Origin of the sequence: Pandoraea norimbergensis, assembly GCF_001465545.3 — a bacterium.
Taxonomy (GTDB): Bacteria; Pseudomonadota; Gammaproteobacteria; order Burkholderiales; family Burkholderiaceae; genus Pandoraea; species Pandoraea norimbergensis.
Window position 1 is genome coordinate 818,243 of record NZ_CP013480.3, and the last position, 21,657, is coordinate 839,899.

The window sequence follows — 21,657 nt, forward strand, 5'->3', positions numbered from 1 at the left end:
GCGAGGCACGCTATGAAGACCTGGTCCAGAAGATCCTTTGTGAAGGCGACGCTTGCCTCGGGCGCGGTGTTCGCGCTGCCGACGCTGGCATTTGCCGAGGGCGGCACGCTCGCCGACATCAAGAAGCGCGGCAAGCTCACCGTCGGCACTGAAGCCGCGTATGAGCCGTTCGAATATGTCGAGAACGGTCAGGTGGTCGGCTACGGTCACGACGTGCTTGAGTTGATGGCCGCCAAACTCGGCGTGAAGCTCGAACAGATGAACCTGCCGTTCCAAGGCTTGCTGCCGGGCCTGATGTCGCACAAGTTCGACTTTGTTGCGACGAGTGTCGGCATCACGCCCGAGCGCGCCAAGCGCTTTGCGTTCAGCCAGCCGGTGGGCGTCGTGCGCTCGGTGCTGATGGTGCGCGCCGACGACACGTCCATCAAACGCGATATGGACATTGGCGGCAAGACCGTGGGCACGCAGATGGGCTCATCGTCCCAACCGGTCGCCGACGAGTTCGAAAAAGAACTGAAAGAGAAGACCGGCAAGGGCTACGCGGGCACCAAGCTGTTTCAGGCTTACCCGGATGTCTCGAATGCACTGTCGAACAAGACCGTGGACGTCGCGCTGATGCCGTCGAACATTGCTGCGGTGCAGATGCGCAAGCAACCCAACGTGTTTCGCATCGCCGGTGAAATCGGTCAGCCCAAGCTGCTCGCATGGGTGGCCAATCCCAACGACCTTGAAATCCGCAAGTTCATCAACGACTCGCTCGATGAGTTCCGGGCGAGCGGCAAACTGGCCGTCTTGCAGAAGAAATGGTTTGGCGCGCCGATGGAAACGCCGCGTGAAAACTATCTGCCCGCTGGCGCGATCTGACGGCCGCCGCCATGCTCGACTGGATCGATAAAAGCGGCGTCATCGCCCCGTTTCTCGAGGGTGTGGTTTCGGGCACAGCCGTGACCATCGGGGCGTCGGCGGTGGCGTTCGTGATCGGGATGGCGCTGGGCATCGTGCTGCTGATTGCGCGCATCGCGCCGTTTGCGCCAGTGCGCTCGTTCGTGGTGTTGTGGGTGAGTCTGATTCGTGGCACGCCGGCGCTGATTCATATGCTGATCGCGTACTACATGGTGCCGGCGATGCTCGATATCTCGATCTCGCCGATCACCGCAGGCATCGCCGCGCTGGCCTGCAACACGAGCGCCTACATCGTGGAGATTCTGCGCGGCGCACTCGGCACGATCTCGCCGGGGCAGCGTGCTGCCGCGTATGCGCTGGGCATGCGCGCGCCCTACGTCTGGCGTCACGTCTTGCTGCCGCAGGTGATCTACCGGGCGATTCCGCCGCTCACGAGCGAGTTCACGATTCTGCTCAAGGCGTCGTCGCTGATGTCGATCATCGCCGTGCCCGAACTGGCCACCGTGGCGCGCAACGCGACATTGCAAACGGATCTGCCGTTGCAGGTTTTCGCGGTCACCGCAGCGGTGTACTTCGTCATTCTGTTCTGCATCTCGGCAGCGTCGCGACTGTGCGAACGCCGGGTGTCGAGGATGCTGCCCCATGGTCATTGATTTCACCATCGTCAGAGACGCCGTCCCGGTCTTGCTCGAAGGGCTGCGCGTCAGCGCGCTGGTCAGCGTGATCGGCATTCCGCTGGGCATTCTGATCGGCATCGTGGCCGCGTATGCCACGCAATCCCGCACGTTGCTCAAACCCGTGGCGCTCGCCTACGTGGAGTTGGTGCGCAACATCCCGTACCTGATTCTCGTCTACCTGTCGTTCTTCGGGCTGCCCAAGCTCGGCATCGGTGCGTCGGCGATGACGGTCGCAGTGGGGTGTACGGCGTTCTACACGGGCGGCTATTTCTGCGAAATCCTGCGCGCCGCGCTGCGCAGTGTGGCGCGAGGCCAGACCCATGCGGCGCTCTCGCTCGGCATGACGTACTGGCAGACGCAGCGCCACATCATTGCGCCGCAGTTGTTCGGCTTTCTCGTGCCGCCGACGACCAGCCTCGTGATCATGATGTTCAAGGACTCGGCCATTTTCTCGGTGATGAGCCTGCCGGAGATGACCTACCAGAGCAATCTGCTCACCGCCAATACCTTTGCTTACGTCGAAGTGCTCGGCACCACGGCGTTGCTCTACTGGGTCAGCAGTGTGGTGCTGGCCAGCGTGGGGCGGCGTCTGGAGACCGTGATCGGACGACGCGCCCGCCACGTCTGACGGCACTGCGACTCTCTCGAACGTCACCACCAAGGACAACACGATGACTACCTATACCGTTGCGCCGCGAATCGGCCACCCGACGTTGCTGTACTCGGAACTCGATCTCGATATCGATAACCTGAAGGCCGATATCGCCGTGCTCGGCATGCCGTACGGCGCGCCGTACGCGGCATCGGACTTCAGCAACGACCAGACTAATGCGCCCTCCGCGATTCGTCAGGCGACGGATCGTGTGGCGCGCAAGCCCGATCACTACGACTTCGATATCGATGGCCCGTTGTTGCAGGGTCGCACCGACGTGCGGTTTGTCGATTGCGGCGACATCATCCCCGACCTGACGAAACCGGGCGAGCACTATGCGCGCGCCGAAGCGGCGGTTCGCAAGATCGCGGCGGGCGGTGCCATGCCCATCGTGCTCGGCGGCGACCACGGCATCACCACGCCGGTGTTGCGCGGGCTCGATCAGAAGGGGCCGATCACGCTCGTGCATATCGATGCGCATCTTGACTGGCGCGACGAAGTGAATGGCGTGCGTGAAGGGCTGTCGAGCCCGATTCGCCGCGCGTCGGAAATGGCACACGTGGATCGCATCATCCAGATCGGCCTGCGCGCGCAGGGCAGCGGACGCGAAGCCGAGTTGGTGGCTGCGCGTGCCTATGGTGCCGAGTTGGTCACGGCCTACGAGTTGCACGATATCGGGATGGACGCGGTGCTCGACCGGATTCCGGACGGCGGCAACTACTACCTGACGATCGACGCGGACGGCCTGGACCCGTCGACGATGCCCGCCGTGGCAGGGCCGGCACCGGGCGGCGTGACGTTTGTACAGGCGCGCAAGCTGATTCACGGACTGGTGCGCAAGGGGCGCGTCGTGGGCATGGATATCGTGGAGATTCAGCCCGAGAAGGACGACGCGAATCTGATCTCGTGCGTGACAGCTGGGCGGTTGATTCTCAACCTGATCGGCGCTTCGATTCGTGCAGGGTATTTCGACAAGCAGGCCGACAAATGAACTCGCCGGTGAGTTCTCCCGAACCGGTCATCGATATCCGGGGCATCGACAAGTGGTACGGCACCCACCACGTGTTGAAGGCGTGTTCGACGCAGGTGAGCAAGGGCGAAATCGTCGTGGTCTGCGGGCCGTCGGGCTCGGGAAAGTCGACCTTGATCAAGACCGTCAATGCGCTAGAACCGATTCAGAAGGGCGACATCGTGGTCGACGGGGTGTCGCTCATGGCGAAGACGACACGGTTGCCGAATCTGCGCAGCAAGGTCGGTATGGTGTTTCAGCACTTCGAGTTGTTCCCGCATCTGGATCTGACGCGCAACCTCACGTTGGCACAGCAGATCGTGCTGGGGCGCGACGCCGATACCGCGCGCACCAAAGCGCGCGCGTTACTCGATCGCGTGGGGCTGTCGGCGCACGCGCACAAGTATCCGGGCCAGTTGTCGGGCGGTCAGCAACAGCGCGTGGCGATCGCGCGCGCGTTGTCGATGGACCCGAAGGCGATGCTGTTCGACGAACCGACGTCGGCGCTCGACCCTGAAATGGTCAACGAAGTACTCGACGTGATGGTGGAGCTCGCCCGCGACGGCATGACGATGATGGTGGTCACGCACGAGATGGGCTTCGCCCGGCGCGTGGCGCATCGCGTGGTCTTCATGGAAGACGGCGCCATCATCGAAGACTGCCCGACCGGTGCGTTCTTTCAGGACACCGCCAACCCGGCCGTCAAACGCTTCCTTTCGAAAATTCTGACGCACTGACATCTCATGACGCACACCCGAATCCGCAAATTCAACACCCGCGAAACGTATCCGGAGCAGAAGCTCGACAACGATCTCTGTCAGGCGGTAATCGCGGGAAACACTATCTATCTGCGCGGCCAGATCGGTCAGGATCTGGACACACGCGAGTCCGTCGGCATCGGCGACGTGACGGCGCAGACCGAGAAGGCGATGGCCAACGTGGCAATGCTGCTCGAAGAGTGCGGCAGCAAGCTGGAGGACATTTGCAAAGTCACCGTCTACATCATCGACCCGCGTTATCGCGAGGCCGTTTATTTGGTGATGGGCCGGTGGCTCAAAGGCGTATTCCCCGTGTCGACCGGCATCGTGGTGCAGGCGCTGGCGCGCCCGGAGTGGCTGGTCGAGATCGATGTGACGGCGGTGAAGCCGGGCGCGTAGCTTGTGGGCGGCGTGGTGGAGGGAAGCTTTCAAACAATGGTTTACTTCACCGGTTTGCCGGTCGACCCGGGTATCGTCGCGGTGAGCTTGCCGTGGCGCGATGCGCCGGGAGCGGGAGGGCAACGACCGGAGACGCCGCCGTATGAAAGAGACAGTCGAGTCAAAGGGGAAGGGGAGCCATGAGACGGCGCGCGCAGGGGGCCGGCCAACGGGGAGCCCCTCCGCGCTCGTGGCCGATCTTCGCCCCTCAAGTGCGGCCCACAGCCAGCTTCGACAACTCATCGATGGCAGTGCGCGTGGCGCACCCGGGCGTACGTTGGCGGGGTTGATTGATGGCAGTTCCCGCACCGCCGCGCAGCGACGTAGTGTTGCCCCCCGGCCTGTGGCGGCAACGACCAACGAGCCGATAGTGCAGCGGGTGATCAAAATCGCCGAAGACGAATACACGACGTACGGCGGCAAAGATACGACCAGTCTCGTCGAAGAGGTCGACGCGGATGACCGTTCCGAATCCTGGAAGCGAGGCTGGAAGTCGCATATCCGGGAAATGGCCGCTGAGAAAGACGGGTCCTACGACTACGGCAATCTCGAGGCGTTTATTGTCGCCCTCGGGGAAGAGTACGAAAAGGAAGGCGGGGACGAACTCTCGCGGCCAACGTTTCCGAAGCGAGCCTACACGCTAGCGAAAGGGACGGCCTCAGTGCAGAGCGGCAAGGACATGAGCGATATCAGCCTGAGCGATAACGATCTCGCGCTTCCTCACCGCATGCCGTTCGCAGACATTCGCAGAAGTGTGGTGTTGTTCGCCACCGGATTGGAGACCCCGTCCGATCTTATCCGTTGGACAGACCGACTCGTCACCGCCACCGAGCAGCGAAAAGAAATCAATCTGAAAGCAGACGTCAAGGGTTTGCTGCCGAAAGGCTACGAAGAGATGGTCGACGAGCAGATCGCAGAATTCGAGGCCGAGCGCGCTCGTGTCGTCAAGATATGGGAGGCGCCGAAGTCGAAGAAGGACGTCGCGTTGGTGCGCACGTTGCTGGCAAAAGCGAACTCACTGCACGGCAACATTCCGGATCTTGGCAGTCATTCCACGAACAACATCCGCGTCAGCGATCGGCTGCACGCCCGCTTTGTAGATAACCAGATGAGCCCCGGAACGAAGGCCGCATTCGCGATGTCACCCGGGCGCATCGGCAAGGGCGTTGCCACGACAAAAGACAAGAAGGGGATCGTGACTGTCGATAACAGAAGTGTTCCCGTCAGTCAGGTGAACACCCATCACGAACTCTCTGCGACCCAAATTCCGTCGAGTGACCTCAAGCCGCTAAAGCTCAAATTCTCGATCGATACCACTGACGGATCGAAGGATGAATCGGAAGACGATTCGGGCGACGACCTTGACGATATGCCGGAATTGGTTTCCGGCGACGAGTCGGAAACCGATTAAAAGCACGGCACATGTCGAAGAAGGTACAGCCGTTGCAGCGACGTTCCTATTGACCTACCGTGTGATATCCGGGATTTCAATAGCCATCAGTGCCGAACTCAGCGACTTGCCGTGGGCGTCCAGCGCGAGCGAGCGCGTGACGCCTCCGCCCAGCGCGTTGCCCAGCACGAAGTTGAACGCAGCAATGCGCGGCAACTCGTAGCGAACCACGTCGCCGAGCACGACGTCGCTCAGGAAGGCCTTCACGTAGGCCGGCGTGAGCGTGGCGCGCAGGTGCTCGTAGTGCTGCGCGTCGTAGCAGATGACAGAGACGTTCAGCGTATTGCCCTTGTCGCCGGTGCGCGAGTGCGCCAGTTCACGTAGTTTCATCTCAGGCCTCGACAAAGGAGAACGCCGGTGTCGCGTGTTCGCGCGGCAACAACACCGATTGCACGGCGAGGACTTCGCGCGTCGACTTGGTCACACCGCCGCCGCCCGCCGGGCCATTCGTGTACAACGTTTCCACCTCATTGCCGATGCGCACGGCCTGTTCTGCCGACGTGGTGCGTCCCGTTACGCGCACCCGCACTTCGTAGGGTTCTGCATGATGGGAGCCCGCTGTTTCGCCGTGCAGGGCGTTCACGCCGATCAGGTCGAAGCGTAGTTCGCTCGTCTGCACGCCGGTCAATGCCAGTCGTTCGCGAACAATGTCGAGGGCGAGCCTCGCACGTGCTACAGCACCGGGGCCGGCATACGAAATCTGGCCTTCACCGATGAAACCGTCGGCATAGCCGACTGACACCTTCAGCGTCCCGGTGCGCGGCGTGCCGTGACCCCCGGTGACCCGCACGCGGTCCGTGGCTTCTTCCGTCACGACGACCTCGGAGAAGTCGGCAACGACGTCAGGTTGCAGATACCGGCGCGGATCGTGAATCTCGTACAGCAGTTGTTCCTTGCAAGTCGCAGGCGTCACCTGACCTCCTGATCCCGGCACCTTGGTGATAACCACCGAGCCGTCGGCAGACACTTCGCCAATCGGGAAACCGAGTCGCGAAAGATTCGGCACATCCTTGACGCCCGGGTCGGCAAAGTAGCCACCCGTCACTTGCCCCGCGCATTCCAGCAGATGGCCGACAACAGTGGCCTGTCCCAGTGTCTGCCAGTCATCCATGCGCCAGCCGAACGCATGAATCAGCGGTGCGGCAAAAAGCGATGGATCGGCGACGCGGCCGGTCAGCACGATATCGGCACCGGCGGCGAGCGCATCGACGATGCCCGCAGCGCCCAGATAGGCGTTCGCCGACACGATGCGATCTTGGTATGCCGCGACGGGCTCGCCGGATTCTTCAAAGGTCAAATCGCTGCGCAAGACCACGTCGAGCACGTCGTCGCCGGTGACGGCGGCGATCTTCACGTTGTCGAGTCCGAGCGAGCGGGCGATTTGTGCGGTCTTTTGTGCGGCCGCCAACGGATTGGCCGCGCCCATGTTCGAGATGATCCGCACGCCGTTGCGCATCGCAGCGGGCAGCACCGCACGCATGCGCGCTTCGAGCAGTGGGTCGTAGCCTTGTTGCGGGTCGCGGCGCCGCGCCTGCTGCGCAATGGCAATCGTGCGTTCGGCGAGGCATTCGAAGACGAGGTAATCGAGCGCGCCATGTTCCGCGAGTTCGACCGCCGGTTCGATGCGGTCGCCGGAATATCCCGCGCCCGCGCCGATCCGGATGCGGCGAGTGTCTTGATGGGCTGTCATGCGAATAGCATCCGGTGATGACTGCTTAGATGGGAAAAACACCGAGGACGACGGCCGCGATCGTCATGACGATCGACGCACCGAACAACAACGGGAACGTAAATTTCTGGTGATCGGCGAGGTCGATGCCGCACAAGCCCACGACGAGGAAGGTGGCCGGGGTGAGCGGGCTGACCGGGAACCCGGTCGTCATCTGGCCGAGTAAGGCGGCCTGACCGACGTGCACCGCCGGCACACCCAGTTGACCGGCCACTTCGGCAATCACGGGCAACACACCGAAATAGAACGAGTCGGGGTCGAACAGCATGCTCAGCGGCATCGACATCAGCCCGAGCGCGACGGGGATGTGCCCGGCCATTTCAGGCGGCACGAAGCCGACGGCGGCCTGCGCCATGGCCTTTAACATGCCGCTGCCCTGCATCACGCCGGTAAAGACGCCCGCGGCCAGCAGCACGCCGGCCATCATCAGCGCGGCGCGCGCATGGGCGTCGATGCGCTTGCGCTGCATGTCGACGTTCGGGTAGTTCACCATCAGCGCGATACACAGGCCGACCATGAACATGATCGCCGGCGGAATCTTCTCGCCCATGACGACCATGGTGCCGAGCACGATCAGCGTAAGCACGATGTTGAACCAGAAATTCTTCGGGCGACGCAGCGCCTGCTCCTCTGGGGTGAGTTCGCGCTTGGGTACTGGCACCGAAGCACCTCCGCCGGTCAGACCCAGACGCTTCTCCTCGCGGCGGCCCAGCCAGTACGCCATGCCAAACACGAACACGAGTCCCACCGCCTGCACGGGAATCAACGGATTGAACAGACTCGACACGGGCAGATGCAGCGATGCCGACGCGCGAATCATCGGCCCGGTCCACGGCAGGAAGTTGATGCCCGCGGCCATCGATACGGCGGCGGCCAGCACGCGCCGGTCCATGCCGAGGCGATCGTAGAGCGGCAGCATCGCGGGGATGGTGACGAGGAAGCAGACCGCACCCGAACCGTCGAGGTGAATCAGCAGCGCCAGCAACGTCGTACCCACGACGATGCGGCTGGGGCGTGTGCCCACGGCGCGCAGAATGCGGTCGATGATCGGGTCGAGCGTGCCCGCGTCGGTGATCGTGCCGAAATAAAGAATAGCGAAGACGAACATGCCCACGACCGGTGCCAGGCTCTTGAGCCCGTCGATCACGAACTTGCTGGTCTGAAAGCCGAATCCGCCGATGAGCGACGCGGCGATCGGCACGATGATGAGCGCTACGAGCGGCGACATCCGCTTCGAGAGAATCGCGCCGAGCAGCACGACGATGGTCGCCAGCCCCAGTAATGGCAGCATGTGCTTGTCTCCAAATATTGTCTTTTAATGCGATGGAGCGTAAGTTCGGGGCTGTGATAAATCAATTGAAATGATTTGATTGCAGTCATTACAAACCATAATGGATCTGAACCTTCGGGATATTCGCGCTTTTATCGCGGTTGCACAGACCGGCAGCTTCACGCGGGCGGCGACGCGGCTGCACTTGTCGCAACCAGCACTGACCGTGCAGATCCGGCGGCTGGAAGAGACGGTGGGTGTGCGGCTCTTCGATCGCAATAGTCGCAACGTCGCGCTCACCCCGACCGGTCGCGACCTGCTGCCGCTGTTGCAGAAGTCGCTGCAAGACATGGAGCAGGTGCTGGTCGACGCGCGCTCGCTGGGCGACGGATCAACCGGTACGGTGCGCATCGCATGCTTGCCGACGTTCGCCGCGAGTGTGTTGCCGGAGCTGATTCAGGAAGTGAAGGCCGTCGTGCCGCGTGCCGGGTTTCATGTGCGCGACGCGGTCGCCGGTGTAGTGAATACACTGGTGCGCAATGAAGACGTCGATATCGGCCTGACGGGGGGGGAGTTGAATGACCCCGCGTTTGACGTGTTGCACGCGGGCGGCGATCGACTGGTGGCCGTGTTGCCGCAACAGCATTCGCTGGCACGTCGCAGGCGCATCACGTTGGCCGATCTCGCAGGCGAACCGCTCGTGTTGACATCGCAAGGTACGAGTGTGCGGGCGGTGGTCGACAGCGCTTTCGCCAATGCCGGTCACACGCCGGAGATTGCCTGCGAAGCGACTTATATGATGACGGCCGTCGCGATGGTGCGTGCGGGACTGGGTGTGACGATCCTGCCCGCGTCGGCACGTGAGGTGAGGGCCGAGCCTGAGTTGCGCGTGAAGGCGATTGACGATCCCGCGTTCCTGCGTCCCATTGCACTGATCAAGAAACGCGGACGCACGCTGCCGCCGGTGGCGGACACCTTCGTCGCCATGATGATCGATCGGCTTTCGTCGGTCTAAGTGGCGCGCCTGACCGAAGAGGCGTGTTCAGAAGCGTCGTCGCACGTAGACGGTCGCACCGGTCTCGTGCGAACGGAACAGCGCAACACGCGCGCTGGCCGAGACGACCCAGTCGTCCGTACGGACCTGCAAGCCGCGCTGAGGTTGCGAGCCGAGCTTCGAATCTTCGTTGTTCCATTGAACGATGGAGACTTGCGCAACCGATGACGGAAGCCCGCGAAGCGCGCTTGTTCCGGTGGATCCCGTCGCTTGCCCGGGAGGTTGTCCCGGCGATGCGGCGGCGCTCCCTGTGAGGTGACGCACGTCGTAGCTGGGCGGCACGATATAGGCACTGTCGACGGTGTCGTCGATGCGCGCGACTGACGGCGTGAAGGGGAATAGTGCAGGACCCTCGTTCGAGGCGGTGGGCGCCGGAGGCTGAGGCGTCGTCTCGAAGCGGTGGAGGAAGTGGCGAGGCTCGGGAGCCAACGCAGCGGTCTCCGGCGGCATCGAGGCGATAGGGGCAATGTTTGCCACCATCATCCCTTCGGATGAGTCTGTGCCGGGTCCGCCCGCGAATGCGAATCCGCCGAGCGAAAAGAGCATTGCGCCGACAATCGTTTCGTTTAGGCACGTCATGGACATGCCTCCCCTGGAGCGGTTGAAACGTCACGTGAGGGCCCCTGCTTCCTGACTGACCGCCCTTGCGAGCGAGCGTCCGGATGTTTTGCTTCGTATCAGTGCTTATCTTGTGGACTGCACGTACAAATTGTAGTCAGCCAATCGCGCTTCGCCACCCCAATTTGTGCTGATGCCGTGGCTCGCTATCCGGGCGTTCCGTCGCCAGCCCCGTGGCATCTGCCTCCGACGCGAGGCGCGGGATTAGGAGTGCGGGAATTTACTGATGCGGCGCACCGTCCTCGAACGCCACCATGCTGCGCTGCGGGTTGGCGATACGGATGCCTTGCTCGCGAAAGCGCTCGGCAATGCGACGGTTGAATTCGCGTTGCACACCCCAGCGCGTTGTGTCGGTGCACTGCATTTGTCCGCTGAGCGCGATGGCTGCCCCGTCGACCTGATCGACGCCCCAGTAGCTGAAGTCCGACTTGATGCCGTCGCGGTACGCGGGATCCTCTCGCAGTGCAGCACCAATTTCCTTGAGCGTGGCCACCGCGCGGTCGATGTCTTCTCCGTAGGCAATGCTAACTTTCACCGCGGCATTGCCCAGCCCGCGATTCGTATTGTTGACGGTGGTCACCGAGCTGAACGGTACGGTGTACAGCGAACCGTCGCTCGCGCGCAGCCGGACCGTGCGGATCGACAGATATTCCACGGTGCCCGAGACGCCTGCGAGGGTGACCCAGTCGCCGACCTGTAATGCGTTTTCCATCAGCAGGAAGATGCCGGTGATGAAGTCCTGCACCAGCTTCTGCGAGCCGAAGCCGAGTGCGACGCCGAAGATGCTGGCACCGGCGAGCAGGGGGCCGATGTTCACGCCGATTTCGCTCATGCCCGTGAGGATGACCACGAGCGCAATGCACGAGAAGAGCAACGCACGCAGCATCGGCAACAACGTGCGCAGGCGCGCGGCGCGCATCACGTCGCCCTGATGCGTCCATTGCTGAAGACGCCGCTCGATGGCGATGTTCGCGGCTTCCCACACGACGAGTGCGATGGCGGCAGCCACCGCGATCGTGATCAGCGCCGAGGCCAGGCGATGGCCGATGGTGCTCGATTCAAAGGTCTGCCAGACCGGCACGCCCCAGACCTGCAATAACAGCGCCACACTGATGATGCCGACAATGACCGAGATGACGCCCCGGACCAGCGGGTAATAGCGGTAGGCGTGACGGTGGACGAGCGTGCGGTCTTCGTCACGTCGCTCGAACGTGCGTGAGAGCGCACCGAACAGGACGATGGACAGCAGTCGCATGCCGATGATGACGGCAAGCGTGCGGCCGCCCAGCGTGATCAACACGCGATAGCCGTTGTGCACGTCGAGCGCCCAGATGAACCAGAGCGCCATCACGACGAAGATCGACGCCGGTGCCCACGCGCTCGCCAGCGTGCCGCCGACCATGGCGAGTGACGGATGCTTTGCGCAATAAGTACGAATGCGTGTTGCGACGGGGCGCGCACATTGAATGATGAGCACCGACACGAGCAGGTGGCCGATCAGGGCGACGGTCTTGAGCAACGCCACATGGCCCGCATCGCTGAGACCGAAGTTGGCGGCAATTTCCACCAAGGCCGTGCAGACACCGACCACCAACGCGATACGCATGATCCATCGTTGTGCGAAGGCGGCCCCGGTGTCGCCGATGTGCAGCAGCCGGAGTTGCGGCGCATCGGGCTGGAAGAACAACCGGCTGACGAGCGTGACCAGCCGGCAGATCACGTAGATATCGATGAGCGAGCCGAGCGCCGCTTCCACTGGCGTTCCGTCGACGACCAGCAACGACATCATCAGGCTGGCGACGCCCGCGAAGACGAGCAGTGGCAACATGCGTAGCAGCAGCGTGACGAACGCGCGTGGCATGCGCCCGAGCAGGTTCTTATGTTGCTGCGCGTGGCCCTGTCCTCGTGACTCCGGGCTCTCGGTCGCAGGTGATGTGTCCGATGGTGTCGCGCAATCGTGGCGCGCGGCCAGCTCGTTCAGCAGACGGCGCAACAACCGCCTTGCGATCCATTCGATCGCGAACGCGGGTAACAGCACCGAGAGAATGATCAGCACGGCATGCAGGAGGTCGGCGCGCGCGTCAGCGTGCCCCACGGTATCGCGCCACCAGCCGTTGACGGAACCGACGTCGAGCAGCGAGTGCAACGACTCGCGCAACCCGGCGCCGATTTGCGTTGCCCAGCGGGACCCCTGATGCACCAGCATCGACGCCAGTCCATTCGATTGCAAGGCGATTGGCGCAGCGGTGGCAGACGCAGATGACGCAGCGGCGGGGGCGCTCGCCGCTGCGGGCGGAGCGCTCAAGGCACCGACGGCCGCAATGGCCCGCAGCGTCGTTTCCACCCTCGTGCGATCTTGCGGATTTTCCAGCACGGAGAGCGCCTGTTGCGCCTGTTGCGCCTGTTGCGGCGTCAGCGCGGGTGCCGTGTTGACTTGCGCAGCCGACGCGGGCTGGGGCGCCGTAGGCGCGCTTGCCGGTAAGAGTGTGACGGGCGCGGCCGCATGTGCAGTCGTGACGAAGAGAGTAAGCAGCCAGCCGAAAAAGACGTGTCGCATTGGTTTGACAGAACGGGGGCACGCCGAAGCGCAAGCCCGTCATAGGGGGCGATGGGCACAACTTAACATGACCACGACTTCTGCCAAATAGTTCGACGCTTAGCGCACGGTGGCGTACAGACGCCGCCTGCCAAGGCGGTCAGTATCGACGACATCAACGGTTGTCGATCTCGGCCGCCGGCACGCTGGAGAGCACTATGGACAAATCAGGCAAACAACGCACCGGGCAGAAAAGGGACAAGCGAATGCTTGCGCCCCCCGGGCAAAAGAACAAGTTCCCCGAAAAGATGTGGTCGAATCAACATCCCCCGGAAATTACCCATTCGAAACTCGCCGGGAAGTCACCCGCGACGCCACCCGTGCATGCCCACGACACACCGCCTCTGGACGCCGTTGGCGATCAGGCGGCACATGTCGACGACGGCAAGACGCGCTCACAGGATCATCACAAGCAAAACCGTAAGCACTGACAACGAACGGTTGCCTTTGCAGGTATCGTTCGGCGAGGTCGTCATGTCTTACGAAACGCTGTTGTTCATCACACTCATGCTGATTACCGTATCGGCGCAATTCATCTGACGTTCGCAGGCTCAAGCAGGTTGTCCACCCGCACGGGGAATCATGCCCGTGCGTTGGCTTGTCATTTCGTCGGTGACGCGTGATGTTCTGCGGATCTGAAGACGGCGTCCGCGTTCGCCTTCTGCGCGTCGGACATGTTGTTGTACAAGGCCTCGAACGGCGGCACGAGTTTGGTGACTCCGTCGGCATGCATCTGCGCGAGATCGCGATACGACTTCATATCGTCGAGCGCAGTCATCCGGTTCTGATGGTCATTTCTCGATTGCGCTAACGTCGTCATGGTGTCTGCGTTGGCACGCATGACGTCCGCAAAGTCTTTCCACAAAGCTTCTTGTGTGCGCGTGATATGCAGTTTTGTGTGGAGATCGGTAATGCGCGTTTCGATACGGGAGCGCGCGGCCGTGTTCATCAGGTGCGGCGCCCCCGGCGTGCCTGCGCCCGCTTGCATCGGGGCGGCTTGTGCGAAGGGGGAAGCCATTGCGAGCGTGAAACATGTTGTGGTGGCAATCCACCGGGTGGAATTCGGTGAATCCGGCGATGACGGGTGTTCCATGACGGGGCTCCGTGTGACTTTACAGACTCACGATGCCCGCAATATCGCTGCCGGTCCGTTCGGTAACCGACGAAGTTACGCCGGTGCACGCAGGGTAATCCCTGTCCAATGACCGTCGGCTTGTAATTCCCGGATGAGGTCGGCAATGCATTGGCGCACGGCCAGCGTGGCCGAGCCCACCGGCAGCGAGTTCGACCAGCACACGCTGGCCGGTCGTACCATCTGGGGCGACACGATGCGCAGTGCTTTCGGCCGTAGCGCGGGGTCGCGAGGGGCGAGTGCCGATGCGGGCAAGATCGCGCACGCATCGCCTGCACGCGCGATATCGATCAGCGTGGGCAGCGAGTCGATGTCGGCAACGATGTTCAGCTCGACGTTGGCTTGCGAGAAGCTGCGCTCAATCAGCAGGCGCAGGCCATTCGATGCGCTCGGCACGACCAGTGGCACATTCGCCAGCCGCGCCAGTTCACAGGTGCCGCTCGCGACGTCGTTGCTGTGTTCGCGGGCACCGGGGGCGGTGTTAGCGTCAGCATAGATCTCGGGGCAGACCAGATGTCCGCCCATCACATACAGTTCCTCGTCGAACAACGGCATGACCGAGATGCCGCGCGTCTCCGAATCGCGAAACAGCATCGCGAGATCCAGCCGGCCGTTGGCGAGCAATTCGCCGATATAGCCGCTCATGCTCTCGAAAATCTGCAAACGAATGCCGGGATATTGCGTGCGCACCCGCTGAAACAACGGCACGGCGAGAATCGCGGCAATGGTCGTCGGGAAGCCTACCGCCACCGGCCCCGCTTCGCTGCCGCCCCCCTCGCGAACTTCTTCTCGAATCTGCTCCATCTGCCGCAGCACGACGCGCGCATGGCGATACAGCGTCTTGCCCGCGTCGGTCGGCACGACACCCTGCGCACTGCGAATCAGCAACTGCGTCTGAAGCTCCTCTTCGAGCGTGCGCAACTGCTGACTCAACGACGGTTGAGCAATCAGCAGCCGTTCGGCCGCTTTCGAGAGGCTGCCGCTATCGACGATGGCGACGAAGTTGCGCAGTTGCCGGACATCCATGAGCTTTGAGAGCAAGGAGTAAGGGGAGTGGGGCATAGCGTACCCCTATACGAGCTCCGATGAAATGGCGGCCGAAGTCAAAATTCCTAGTCGGCGAGAACGAATTTTGTGCTTAGCCATAGGTTGAGCCTATGCCAGTATCCGAATTCAGTATTTCCTCTCCGGCTTTTCGCGCGCCTATAGTGCGGCAGGAAAACGCATAAATCGGAGACAGAACAAATGCAGATGCGTGAACGCACCCCCCTTGGCTCGGCCGAGCATGCGCCCTCGGGCGGCCTTTCCCCGGCTGGCACGGCTCATCGGTTTCGCGACGCCTGGTGGCGCCTCATGGATATGCGCATCGGCATCGTGCCGCTACCCGTGCATATCGTGCTGGCGCTCGCGCTGATCGCGACCGCTGCCACCGGCAAACTCTCGGCAGAACTCTCGCCGATCATCGCCTTGCTCGCCGTGTGCAGTTTCACGTGCATGGAAATCGGCCAACGCATCCCGATCTTCCGCAGCATCGGCGGCCCGGTGATTCTGGTGACGTTCCTGCCGTCTTATCTGGTCTTCACGCATGCGCTGCCGCCTGCCGTGGTCAAGCGGATCGTCGACTTCTGGAAGGCCGGCAACTTCCTGTACCTGTTCATTCCCGCGATCATCGTCGGCAGCATTCTGAGCATGGACCGCAAGGTGCTGATCGGCGGCTTCCTGCGCATCTTCGTGCCGCTGGTCGCCGGTTCGCTGCTCGCGGGTGCCGTCGGGACTGCCGTAGGCACGCTGCTCGGCATGGGCGTGTTCCACACCGTGTTCTTCGTCGTGATTCCGGTCATGTCGGGTGGTCTGGGCGAAGGCGTCATTCCGCTCACGCTCGGCTACTCGGAAGTGCTGCACCAACCGGCGGGTGAATTGCTCGCACAGGCCTTGCCGGCCGTGATGCTCGGCAACGTGACGGCGATTGTGTTCTCCGGCGTACTCAACGCGATCGGCAAGCGCTATCCGTCGCTGACCGGCAACGGCCAGTTGATGCGCTCGGGTGACGACGATCTGCCGGAAACCGCCAAGTCCACCGCGCCGATCGATGCCACCGATATCGCCGCCGCCGGCATGATCGCCGTGTGCCTCTACTTCGTCGGCATGCTCGCGCAGAACACGCTGGGCCTCCCGGGGCCGGTGATGATGCTGGTGCTCGCGGTCGCGGCCAAGGTGTTCTTCGTGTTCTCGCCGCGTCTGGAGCGGGGTGCTGGCGTGGTCTACAAATTCTTCGCCACCGCTGTCACGTATCCGCTGCTGTTTGCCATCGGCGTCGTCATTACACCGTGGCAGAAGATCATCGATTCGTTCAACGTGCCGACGCTCGTGACCATCGTTGCGACCGTGGCCACGCTGATGGTCACCGCATTTGTCGTGGCACGCCGCATGAATATGCACCCGATCGACGCGGCCATTGTCGTGGGCACGCACAGCGGCCTCGGCGGCACTGGCGACGTCGCGATTCTCACCGCCGCGAACCGCATGCGCCTGATGCCGTTCGCGCAGATTGCTACCCGTATCGGCGGCGCGATCACGATCACGCTGAGCCTTATCGTGCTCGCCAAGATCGTTTGACGCACCACTCGTCTTTCACTTTCCTCCGGAGATCGTTGTCATGAGGCCACTCGACGGCATCAAGGTCATCGCGCTCGAACACGCCATTGCGGCGCCGTTTTGCACCCGTCAACTGGCCGACCTCGGCGCCCGCGTCATCAAGATCGAGCGCCCCGGCGTCGGTGACTTTGCTCGTGCCTATGACGCACGCGTTGAAGGCATGTCGTCGCACTTCGTGTGGACCAACCGCTCGAAAGAGAGTCTGTCGCTCGACCTGAAACAGCCTGCCGCGCAGGACGTGCTGCACCGCCTGCTGGCCGACGCCGACGTGTTGGTGCAGAACCTTGCGCCGGGCGCGGCTGACCGGCTCGGCCTGTCCTATGAGGCGTTGGCGGAGAAATATCCGCAGATCATCGTGTGCGGCATTTCGGGCTACGGCCCGGATGGCCCGTATCGCGACAAGAAGGCTTACGACCTGCTCATCCAGAGCGAGTCGGGGTTCCTGTCGGTGACGGGCTCGCCTGAGGCCTCGGCGAAAGCCGGTTGTTCGATTGCCGATATCGCGGCTGGGATGTACGCGTACACCAATATTCTGTCGGCGCTGCTGCAACGCCAGAAGACGGGACGCGGCTGCCGCATCGACGTGTCGATGCTGGAGTGCATGGTCGAGTGGATGGGCTTTCCGCTGTATTACGCCATCGACGACCAGAACCCGCCGCCGCGTGCCGGTGCCGCGCACGCCACGATCTTCCCGTACGGGCCGTTCGCCGCTGGCGATGGCAAGACGGTGATGCTCGGGTTGCAGAATGAGCGCGAGTGGAAGGTGTTCTGCGAGAAGGTGCTGGAAAAGACTGAACTGATCGACGACGAACGTTTTCGCTCGAATCCGCTGCGGCTTGAGAACCGCGAAGTCTTGCGCGCCATCATCAATGACGTGTTCATGCAGTTGAGTGCGGCGCAGCTCGTCGCCCGCCTCGATGCGGTCGGCATCGCCAACGCCAACCTGAATTCGATGCACGACGTGTGGAATCACCCGCAACTGGCGGCGCGCGGTCGCTGGACGCAAGTGCAGACGCCGAACGGTCCGGTGACGGCGCCGCTGCCGCCGGGCGTACCGGCGTCGTTCGCGCCGCGTATGGACCCGATTCCCGCACTGGGACAACACACTGACGCGATCCTCGCAGAGCTGGGCCTCACGTCCGCACAGATCGCCGAGATGCGCGCCGGGCACACCGTCTGATGCGCAAGGAGACACCGATCATGCCATTCCGTTCGTGGTTGTTCGTGCCGGGCAATCGTCCCGAGCGATTCGCGAAGGCCCTCGCTGCGGGCGCCGACGCTGTCATCGTCGATCTCGAAGATGCGGTGCCGCTTGCCGACAAAATCACTGCGCGTGCGCAGGTGCGTGAGTGGCTGGCGGGCGAGTTAGCCGAGGCGGACACCCCCATCTATGTCCGCATCAACGCGGTGACGACCGACTGGTTTGCCGACGACGTGCGCGCGCTCGCGGCGTTGCCACGTGTGGCCGGTCTGGTGGTACCGAAGGCGGAGGACACCACGACGTTGATCGCCGCGGCCACGGGGGCTCATGACGCGTTGCGTGTCGTGCCGTTGATCGAGACCGCTCGCGCGTTCGGTGGGCTCGATGCCATCGCATCCGCGCCGCGTGTCGAGCGGTTGATGTTCGGCACGATCGATTTTCAACTCGATATCGGTATCGAAGGCGATGGCGACGAGTTGCTGTACTTCCGCTCGCAACTGACGCTGGCGTCGCGGCTGGCGGGCATTGGGGCACCGGTCGACGGCGTGACCACCGTGTTTGATGACGCCGAGGCGATCGAGCGGGAGGCTCGCCGCGCGAGACGCCTCGGCTTTCGCGGCAAGCTGTGCATTCATCCGAAGCAGATTGCTGCCGTGCACGCCGCGTTTGCGTGGCGCGACGACGAGATCGCATGGGCCCGGCGCGTGGTCTCGGCTGCCGAGGCGAGCGGCGGGGCGGCCGTCGCGCTCGACGGGAAGATGGTGGACGCGCCCGTACTGACGAAGGCGCGGGAGATTTTGGCCAGTTTGCCGGGGTGAGGTGTCAGCTCACAGATCCAATCGGGAGATCTTGGTCCCGGACAGCGAGATGTCACCCATCAAGCCGCTGTTGGTCATGACAAACGCTTCAACAGGATGACTGGTCGTCGTCGTATCGATCTGACCATTGGCACCCACTTTGACAATCGCGACGGACGCGTCGGCACCGGCCGACCACCCGTTTGAGTTGACGAATTTGTCGAGCGCTTCCTGCGTCATGAACAGATAGACCATCGACTTCGATTGCATCCCCAACTGGGCGCCCACGGAAGCGGACGAGACGCTGTAATACCCGCTCGTGCGCGTTCCGACCCGCAGAACACCGTCACCGTGCTGTCCGCCCACGATCACACCGGCCTGAATGACGGAGGGAAACACCAGCACGCCTTGCGCCTTGCCCACCAGTTCGCGCGAACCGGGAACCGTCGAGAGCAGCCTCGAGAGCGTGCCGTCTGCTGCGGCGTCGATAGACTGCTTGCGCGAATTGTTGGCCTCGGGTGTGGCCGGTGAGTTGCCTGACGTCGAGCATCCCGAGAGGACGGCAACCAACGCTGCGGCGACAACGGAAGCCCGGAAAAATTGACGACGAGTTTGCATGACGATCTCCGATTTTTATTGTGAAGCACCCACCGATTGAGCCGAGCCCCGCGTGCCAGCGCCCGCGGAAACGGCGGAAATATCCCTGCGCACTCATCTCAGGGGCAATTGTCTGAGAGTGTCGGATTTGTGACGGCGCGTTGCCATTGGTAGTTGGGGCAGCACCGATTGCCCGTCGGGGCAGCGCAAGATATCGACGTCAGGTCTCGTTTTCACCACGGGGACCGGCGCTCTCCTGTGCGGGGGAGGGCGCCCAACCTTCGCGCGCGATGACAACCGGCATCTCCGGTTGTTCTTCGAAATGAGGCGACATGATCTGCACGCCATATTCGTTGAATACATCGACGATCTGACTATGCAGTTCGCTCAACATGACGAGGCGCTGCGCAGGATTGACCGGCGCGACATGCAAGTCGTATTCGATATAGAAGTCCGAGAGCGAACGTTGAAGAACGAAGGGTGCCGGTGATTGTGCGACGCTTTTCGTTCGTGCCGCAGCAAGACTCAGCATTGCCTGCACCTGCCGCCATGGCGTGTCGTAGCCGATGGTCACCGAGGTGACGACCAGCGCTGGCGCGTTGCCGTCCCGGCTCGAGAAGTTGTGCACGATGGCACCGACGACAACGGCATTCGGAATGGTGACTTCTTCCCGGCGCACGTTGGTCAGCTTGACCGACAAGGTGTCCACGCTCACGACCACCCCGGCCGTGTCGCCGATCTGCACCATATCGCCGGCCTGAAACGCGCGGCTGTATGTCACGACGATGCCGCTCATCAATTGATTGACGATGCCTGCCGAACCGAGCGAAATCATCAGACCCAATAGCACGCTCAATCCCTTGAAAACATCGCTTTGCGCGCCCGGAAAATACGGATAGGCAAACGTCAGCGCAAGCGCCCAGACCACGATGGCGACGATGCGACGGGAAGCATCGGCGGTGTCGGGATGCAGACCCGGGATATTGAGGTGACGTTGCTGGATCGCTGAAAAGACGTTGTTGATGAGATTGTGCAGCGCGCGTGTGAGGAGAAATATCACCGCAATGGCGATCAGCCCGGGAATTGCATTGACAATGCCCAGCGCGAAGGTGTTCAACAAGTCCCAGAGAAAGCTGCTCAAGCGCTCGCCCATGGGCTCGGAGACAGGGAAGCGCTCCAGCACATAGATGAGGTAGACATAGACCAGCGCGGCCACAAAGAAAAGAAACAGCAACTGCACGATCTGCCGCGCCAACTGGAATGCCGACCCGGTCCAGTCGAAAGTTTGCGACGTGCGTCGAAGCAGATGCGCCTCGACGGCATATTGGATGCGCGTCTGGAGCCGGGTTTGCAGCCGGCCGGCGATCCAGACCACGACGCCTAACACGACCGTTGCCAGCAGGGAAAGGAGGACGCCGCGAATGATGTTGGGCCAGTGCAATTGCGCTTGTCTGGCGGCTAACGCGGTATCGAGCCGCACCTGTGTCTCCTGAGCGATGACCTCGAACGGGCGGTCGTCGGCTTCGTCGACATCGCCCGTCAGGAGCGCAAAAAGAATACGGTCGCCGCGACGGAATACCATGCCGTGGTTGGGTCCCATCGACGCCTGAACCGCTTGCGTGGGGAGGCTCAGAACGCTCTCTGGCAAGCCGTCAAGCACGGCGTAGGAGCGCTCGGCACGTTGCTGCGGCGTGGCGCCACTGAGCGACGCGCGAAATGTCGCGATCGGACGATCCATGTATCGAAGATCGGCGGCAGACGTATCGGGTGCAGCGGCAGGGCGTGACGCTTGTGCGTGGACCGCTGGCGACACGGCGACAATCGCCAGACAGACGGCCAGCGACATCAGGAACGACGTCAAGCGCGAGGCAAGTTTTCGGCAAGACGACCGCATCGTCTCGTCTCGCGAGATGGCAGAGAAAGTCGCGGGTGCGTCAGTGCGGTTCATCGTGGACGCTCCTGAATTGTCACAGCGGACCTGTGGCGATTCTCGCGCGATCCAACGTGCCCCGGGGGGCAAAATGCTTGCCCTAAACCCCGATGGCGCGCTCGCGCATCCGGCGCAAGACTACGGGCCTGCACTACCTCACGCGACATCCGGCAAGGAGGCATTCATGGGGA

21 protein-coding genes are annotated in these 21,657 nt (G+C 62.6%); 12 read left to right on the plus strand and 9 right to left on the minus strand.

What is annotated here, in order from left to right:
• Positions 1-12: 12 nt before the first annotated feature.
• From AT302_RS03715 to AT302_RS03745, 7 genes are all read left to right on the plus strand, one after another.
• Positions 13-864 (plus strand): transporter substrate-binding domain-containing protein, encoded by an 852-nt coding sequence (locus AT302_RS03715; RefSeq protein ID WP_058377270.1) that lies wholly within the window; start codon positions 13-15, stop codon positions 862-864.
• A gap of 11 nt (positions 865-875) precedes the next feature.
• Complete coding sequence (locus AT302_RS03720; protein ID WP_058377271.1) at positions 876-1,556, plus strand: amino acid ABC transporter permease; 681 nt, start codon at positions 876-878, stop codon at positions 1,554-1,556.
• Positions 1,546-2,208 (plus strand): amino acid ABC transporter permease, encoded by a 663-nt coding sequence (locus AT302_RS03725; RefSeq protein ID WP_058377272.1) that lies wholly within the window; start codon positions 1,546-1,548, stop codon positions 2,206-2,208. The genes AT302_RS03720 and AT302_RS03725 overlap by 11 nt, the downstream gene beginning before the upstream one ends.
• A gap of 43 nt (positions 2,209-2,251) precedes the next feature.
• Positions 2,252-3,223 carry an agmatinase gene (locus AT302_RS03730; protein ID WP_058377273.1) on the plus strand — a complete coding sequence of 324 codons (972 nt, stop codon included), beginning with the start codon at positions 2,252-2,254 and terminating at the stop codon, positions 3,221-3,223.
• An 8-nt stretch (positions 3,224-3,231) separates the two neighbouring features.
• Positions 3,232-3,978, plus strand: a complete 747-nt coding sequence (locus AT302_RS03735) for an amino acid ABC transporter ATP-binding protein (protein WP_084656519.1) — start codon at positions 3,232-3,234, stop codon at positions 3,976-3,978.
• Positions 3,979-3,984: 6 nt separating this feature from the next.
• Positions 3,985-4,398 carry a RidA family protein gene (locus AT302_RS03740; protein WP_058377275.1) on the plus strand — a complete coding sequence of 138 codons (414 nt, stop codon included), beginning with the start codon at positions 3,985-3,987 and terminating at the stop codon, positions 4,396-4,398.
• A 229-nt stretch (positions 4,399-4,627) separates the two neighbouring features.
• Positions 4,628-5,848: a hypothetical protein gene (locus AT302_RS03745; RefSeq protein ID WP_167365776.1), complete on the plus strand. Its 1,221-nt coding sequence runs from the start codon at positions 4,628-4,630 to the stop codon at positions 5,846-5,848.
• A gap of 54 nt (positions 5,849-5,902) precedes the next feature.
• Here AT302_RS03745 and AT302_RS03750 read toward each other — a convergent pair whose 3' ends face one another.
• The 3 genes from AT302_RS03750 to AT302_RS03760 are packed head-to-tail and all read right to left on the minus strand — an operon-like array spanning position 5,903 to position 8,907.
• Positions 5,903-6,217 carry an AtuA-related protein gene (locus AT302_RS03750; protein WP_058377277.1) on the minus strand — a complete coding sequence of 105 codons (315 nt, stop codon included), beginning with the start codon at positions 6,215-6,217 and terminating at the stop codon, positions 5,903-5,905.
• Position 6,218: 1 nt separating this feature from the next.
• Complete coding sequence (locus AT302_RS03755) at positions 6,219-7,577, minus strand: acyclic terpene utilization AtuA family protein (protein ID WP_058377278.1); 1,359 nt, start codon at positions 7,575-7,577, stop codon at positions 6,219-6,221.
• 25 nt (positions 7,578-7,602) lie between these two features.
• On the minus strand, positions 7,603-8,907 hold the full coding sequence (locus tag AT302_RS03760) for a CitMHS family transporter (RefSeq protein WP_058377279.1): 1,305 nt from the start codon (positions 8,905-8,907) through the stop codon (positions 7,603-7,605).
• Positions 8,908-9,007: 100 nt separating this feature from the next.
• On the opposite strand from AT302_RS03760, the gene AT302_RS03765 reads away from it, so the two are divergent.
• Entirely contained in the window at positions 9,008-9,901 is an 894-nt protein-coding gene (locus AT302_RS03765; protein WP_058377280.1) for a LysR family transcriptional regulator, read from the plus strand.
• A gap of 27 nt (positions 9,902-9,928) precedes the next feature.
• On the opposite strand, the gene AT302_RS03770 is transcribed toward AT302_RS03765, so the two are convergent.
• Positions 9,929-10,519 carry a hypothetical protein gene (locus tag AT302_RS03770; protein ID WP_058377281.1) on the minus strand — a complete coding sequence of 197 codons (591 nt, stop codon included), beginning with the start codon at positions 10,517-10,519 and terminating at the stop codon, positions 9,929-9,931.
• A 259-nt stretch (positions 10,520-10,778) separates the two neighbouring features.
• Positions 10,779-13,115: a mechanosensitive ion channel family protein gene (locus AT302_RS03775; protein WP_084656010.1), complete on the minus strand. Its 2,337-nt coding sequence runs from the start codon at positions 13,113-13,115 to the stop codon at positions 10,779-10,781.
• 161 nt (positions 13,116-13,276) lie between these two features.
• Between AT302_RS03775 and AT302_RS03780 the strand changes: the two genes are divergently transcribed.
• Positions 13,277-13,585, plus strand: coding sequence for a hypothetical protein (locus AT302_RS03780; protein ID WP_157125673.1), 309 nt, complete (start codon positions 13,277-13,279; stop codon positions 13,583-13,585).
• A 170-nt stretch (positions 13,586-13,755) separates the two neighbouring features.
• Here the strand turns inward: AT302_RS03780 and AT302_RS03785 are convergent, their stop codons facing one another.
• The gene (locus AT302_RS03785) at positions 13,756-14,172 is read right to left on the minus strand and encodes a Spy/CpxP family protein refolding chaperone (RefSeq protein ID WP_237172052.1); all 417 of its coding nucleotides are present in this window, start codon (positions 14,170-14,172) and stop codon (positions 13,756-13,758) included.
• A 150-nt stretch (positions 14,173-14,322) separates the two neighbouring features.
• Positions 14,323-15,312: a LysR substrate-binding domain-containing protein gene (locus AT302_RS03790; RefSeq protein WP_058377283.1), complete on the minus strand. Its 990-nt coding sequence runs from the start codon at positions 15,310-15,312 to the stop codon at positions 14,323-14,325.
• A gap of 219 nt (positions 15,313-15,531) precedes the next feature.
• Between AT302_RS03790 and AT302_RS03795 the strand changes: the two genes are divergently transcribed.
• Genes AT302_RS03795 through AT302_RS03805 form a run of 3 tightly spaced genes read left to right on the plus strand, consistent with a single transcriptional unit; the run spans position 15,532 to position 18,960 of the window.
• Positions 15,532-16,902, plus strand: coding sequence for a 2-hydroxycarboxylate transporter family protein (locus AT302_RS03795; RefSeq protein WP_218918983.1), 1,371 nt, complete (start codon positions 15,532-15,534; stop codon positions 16,900-16,902).
• A gap of 40 nt (positions 16,903-16,942) precedes the next feature.
• Entirely contained in the window at positions 16,943-18,121 is a 1,179-nt protein-coding gene (locus AT302_RS03800) for a CaiB/BaiF CoA transferase family protein (protein WP_058377284.1), read from the plus strand.
• 20 nt (positions 18,122-18,141) lie between these two features.
• Positions 18,142-18,960 (plus strand): HpcH/HpaI aldolase/citrate lyase family protein, encoded by an 819-nt coding sequence (locus tag AT302_RS03805; protein ID WP_058380081.1) that lies wholly within the window; start codon positions 18,142-18,144, stop codon positions 18,958-18,960.
• Positions 18,961-18,969: 9 nt separating this feature from the next.
• Here the strand turns inward: AT302_RS03805 and AT302_RS03810 are convergent, their stop codons facing one another.
• Entirely contained in the window at positions 18,970-19,557 is a 588-nt protein-coding gene (locus AT302_RS03810; RefSeq protein WP_058377285.1) for a BPSL1445 family SYLF domain-containing lipoprotein, read from the minus strand.
• A gap of 199 nt (positions 19,558-19,756) precedes the next feature.
• The gene (locus tag AT302_RS03815) at positions 19,757-21,484 is read right to left on the minus strand and encodes a mechanosensitive ion channel family protein (protein WP_058377286.1); all 1,728 of its coding nucleotides are present in this window, start codon (positions 21,482-21,484) and stop codon (positions 19,757-19,759) included.
• Positions 21,485-21,657: the final 173 nt, after the last annotated feature.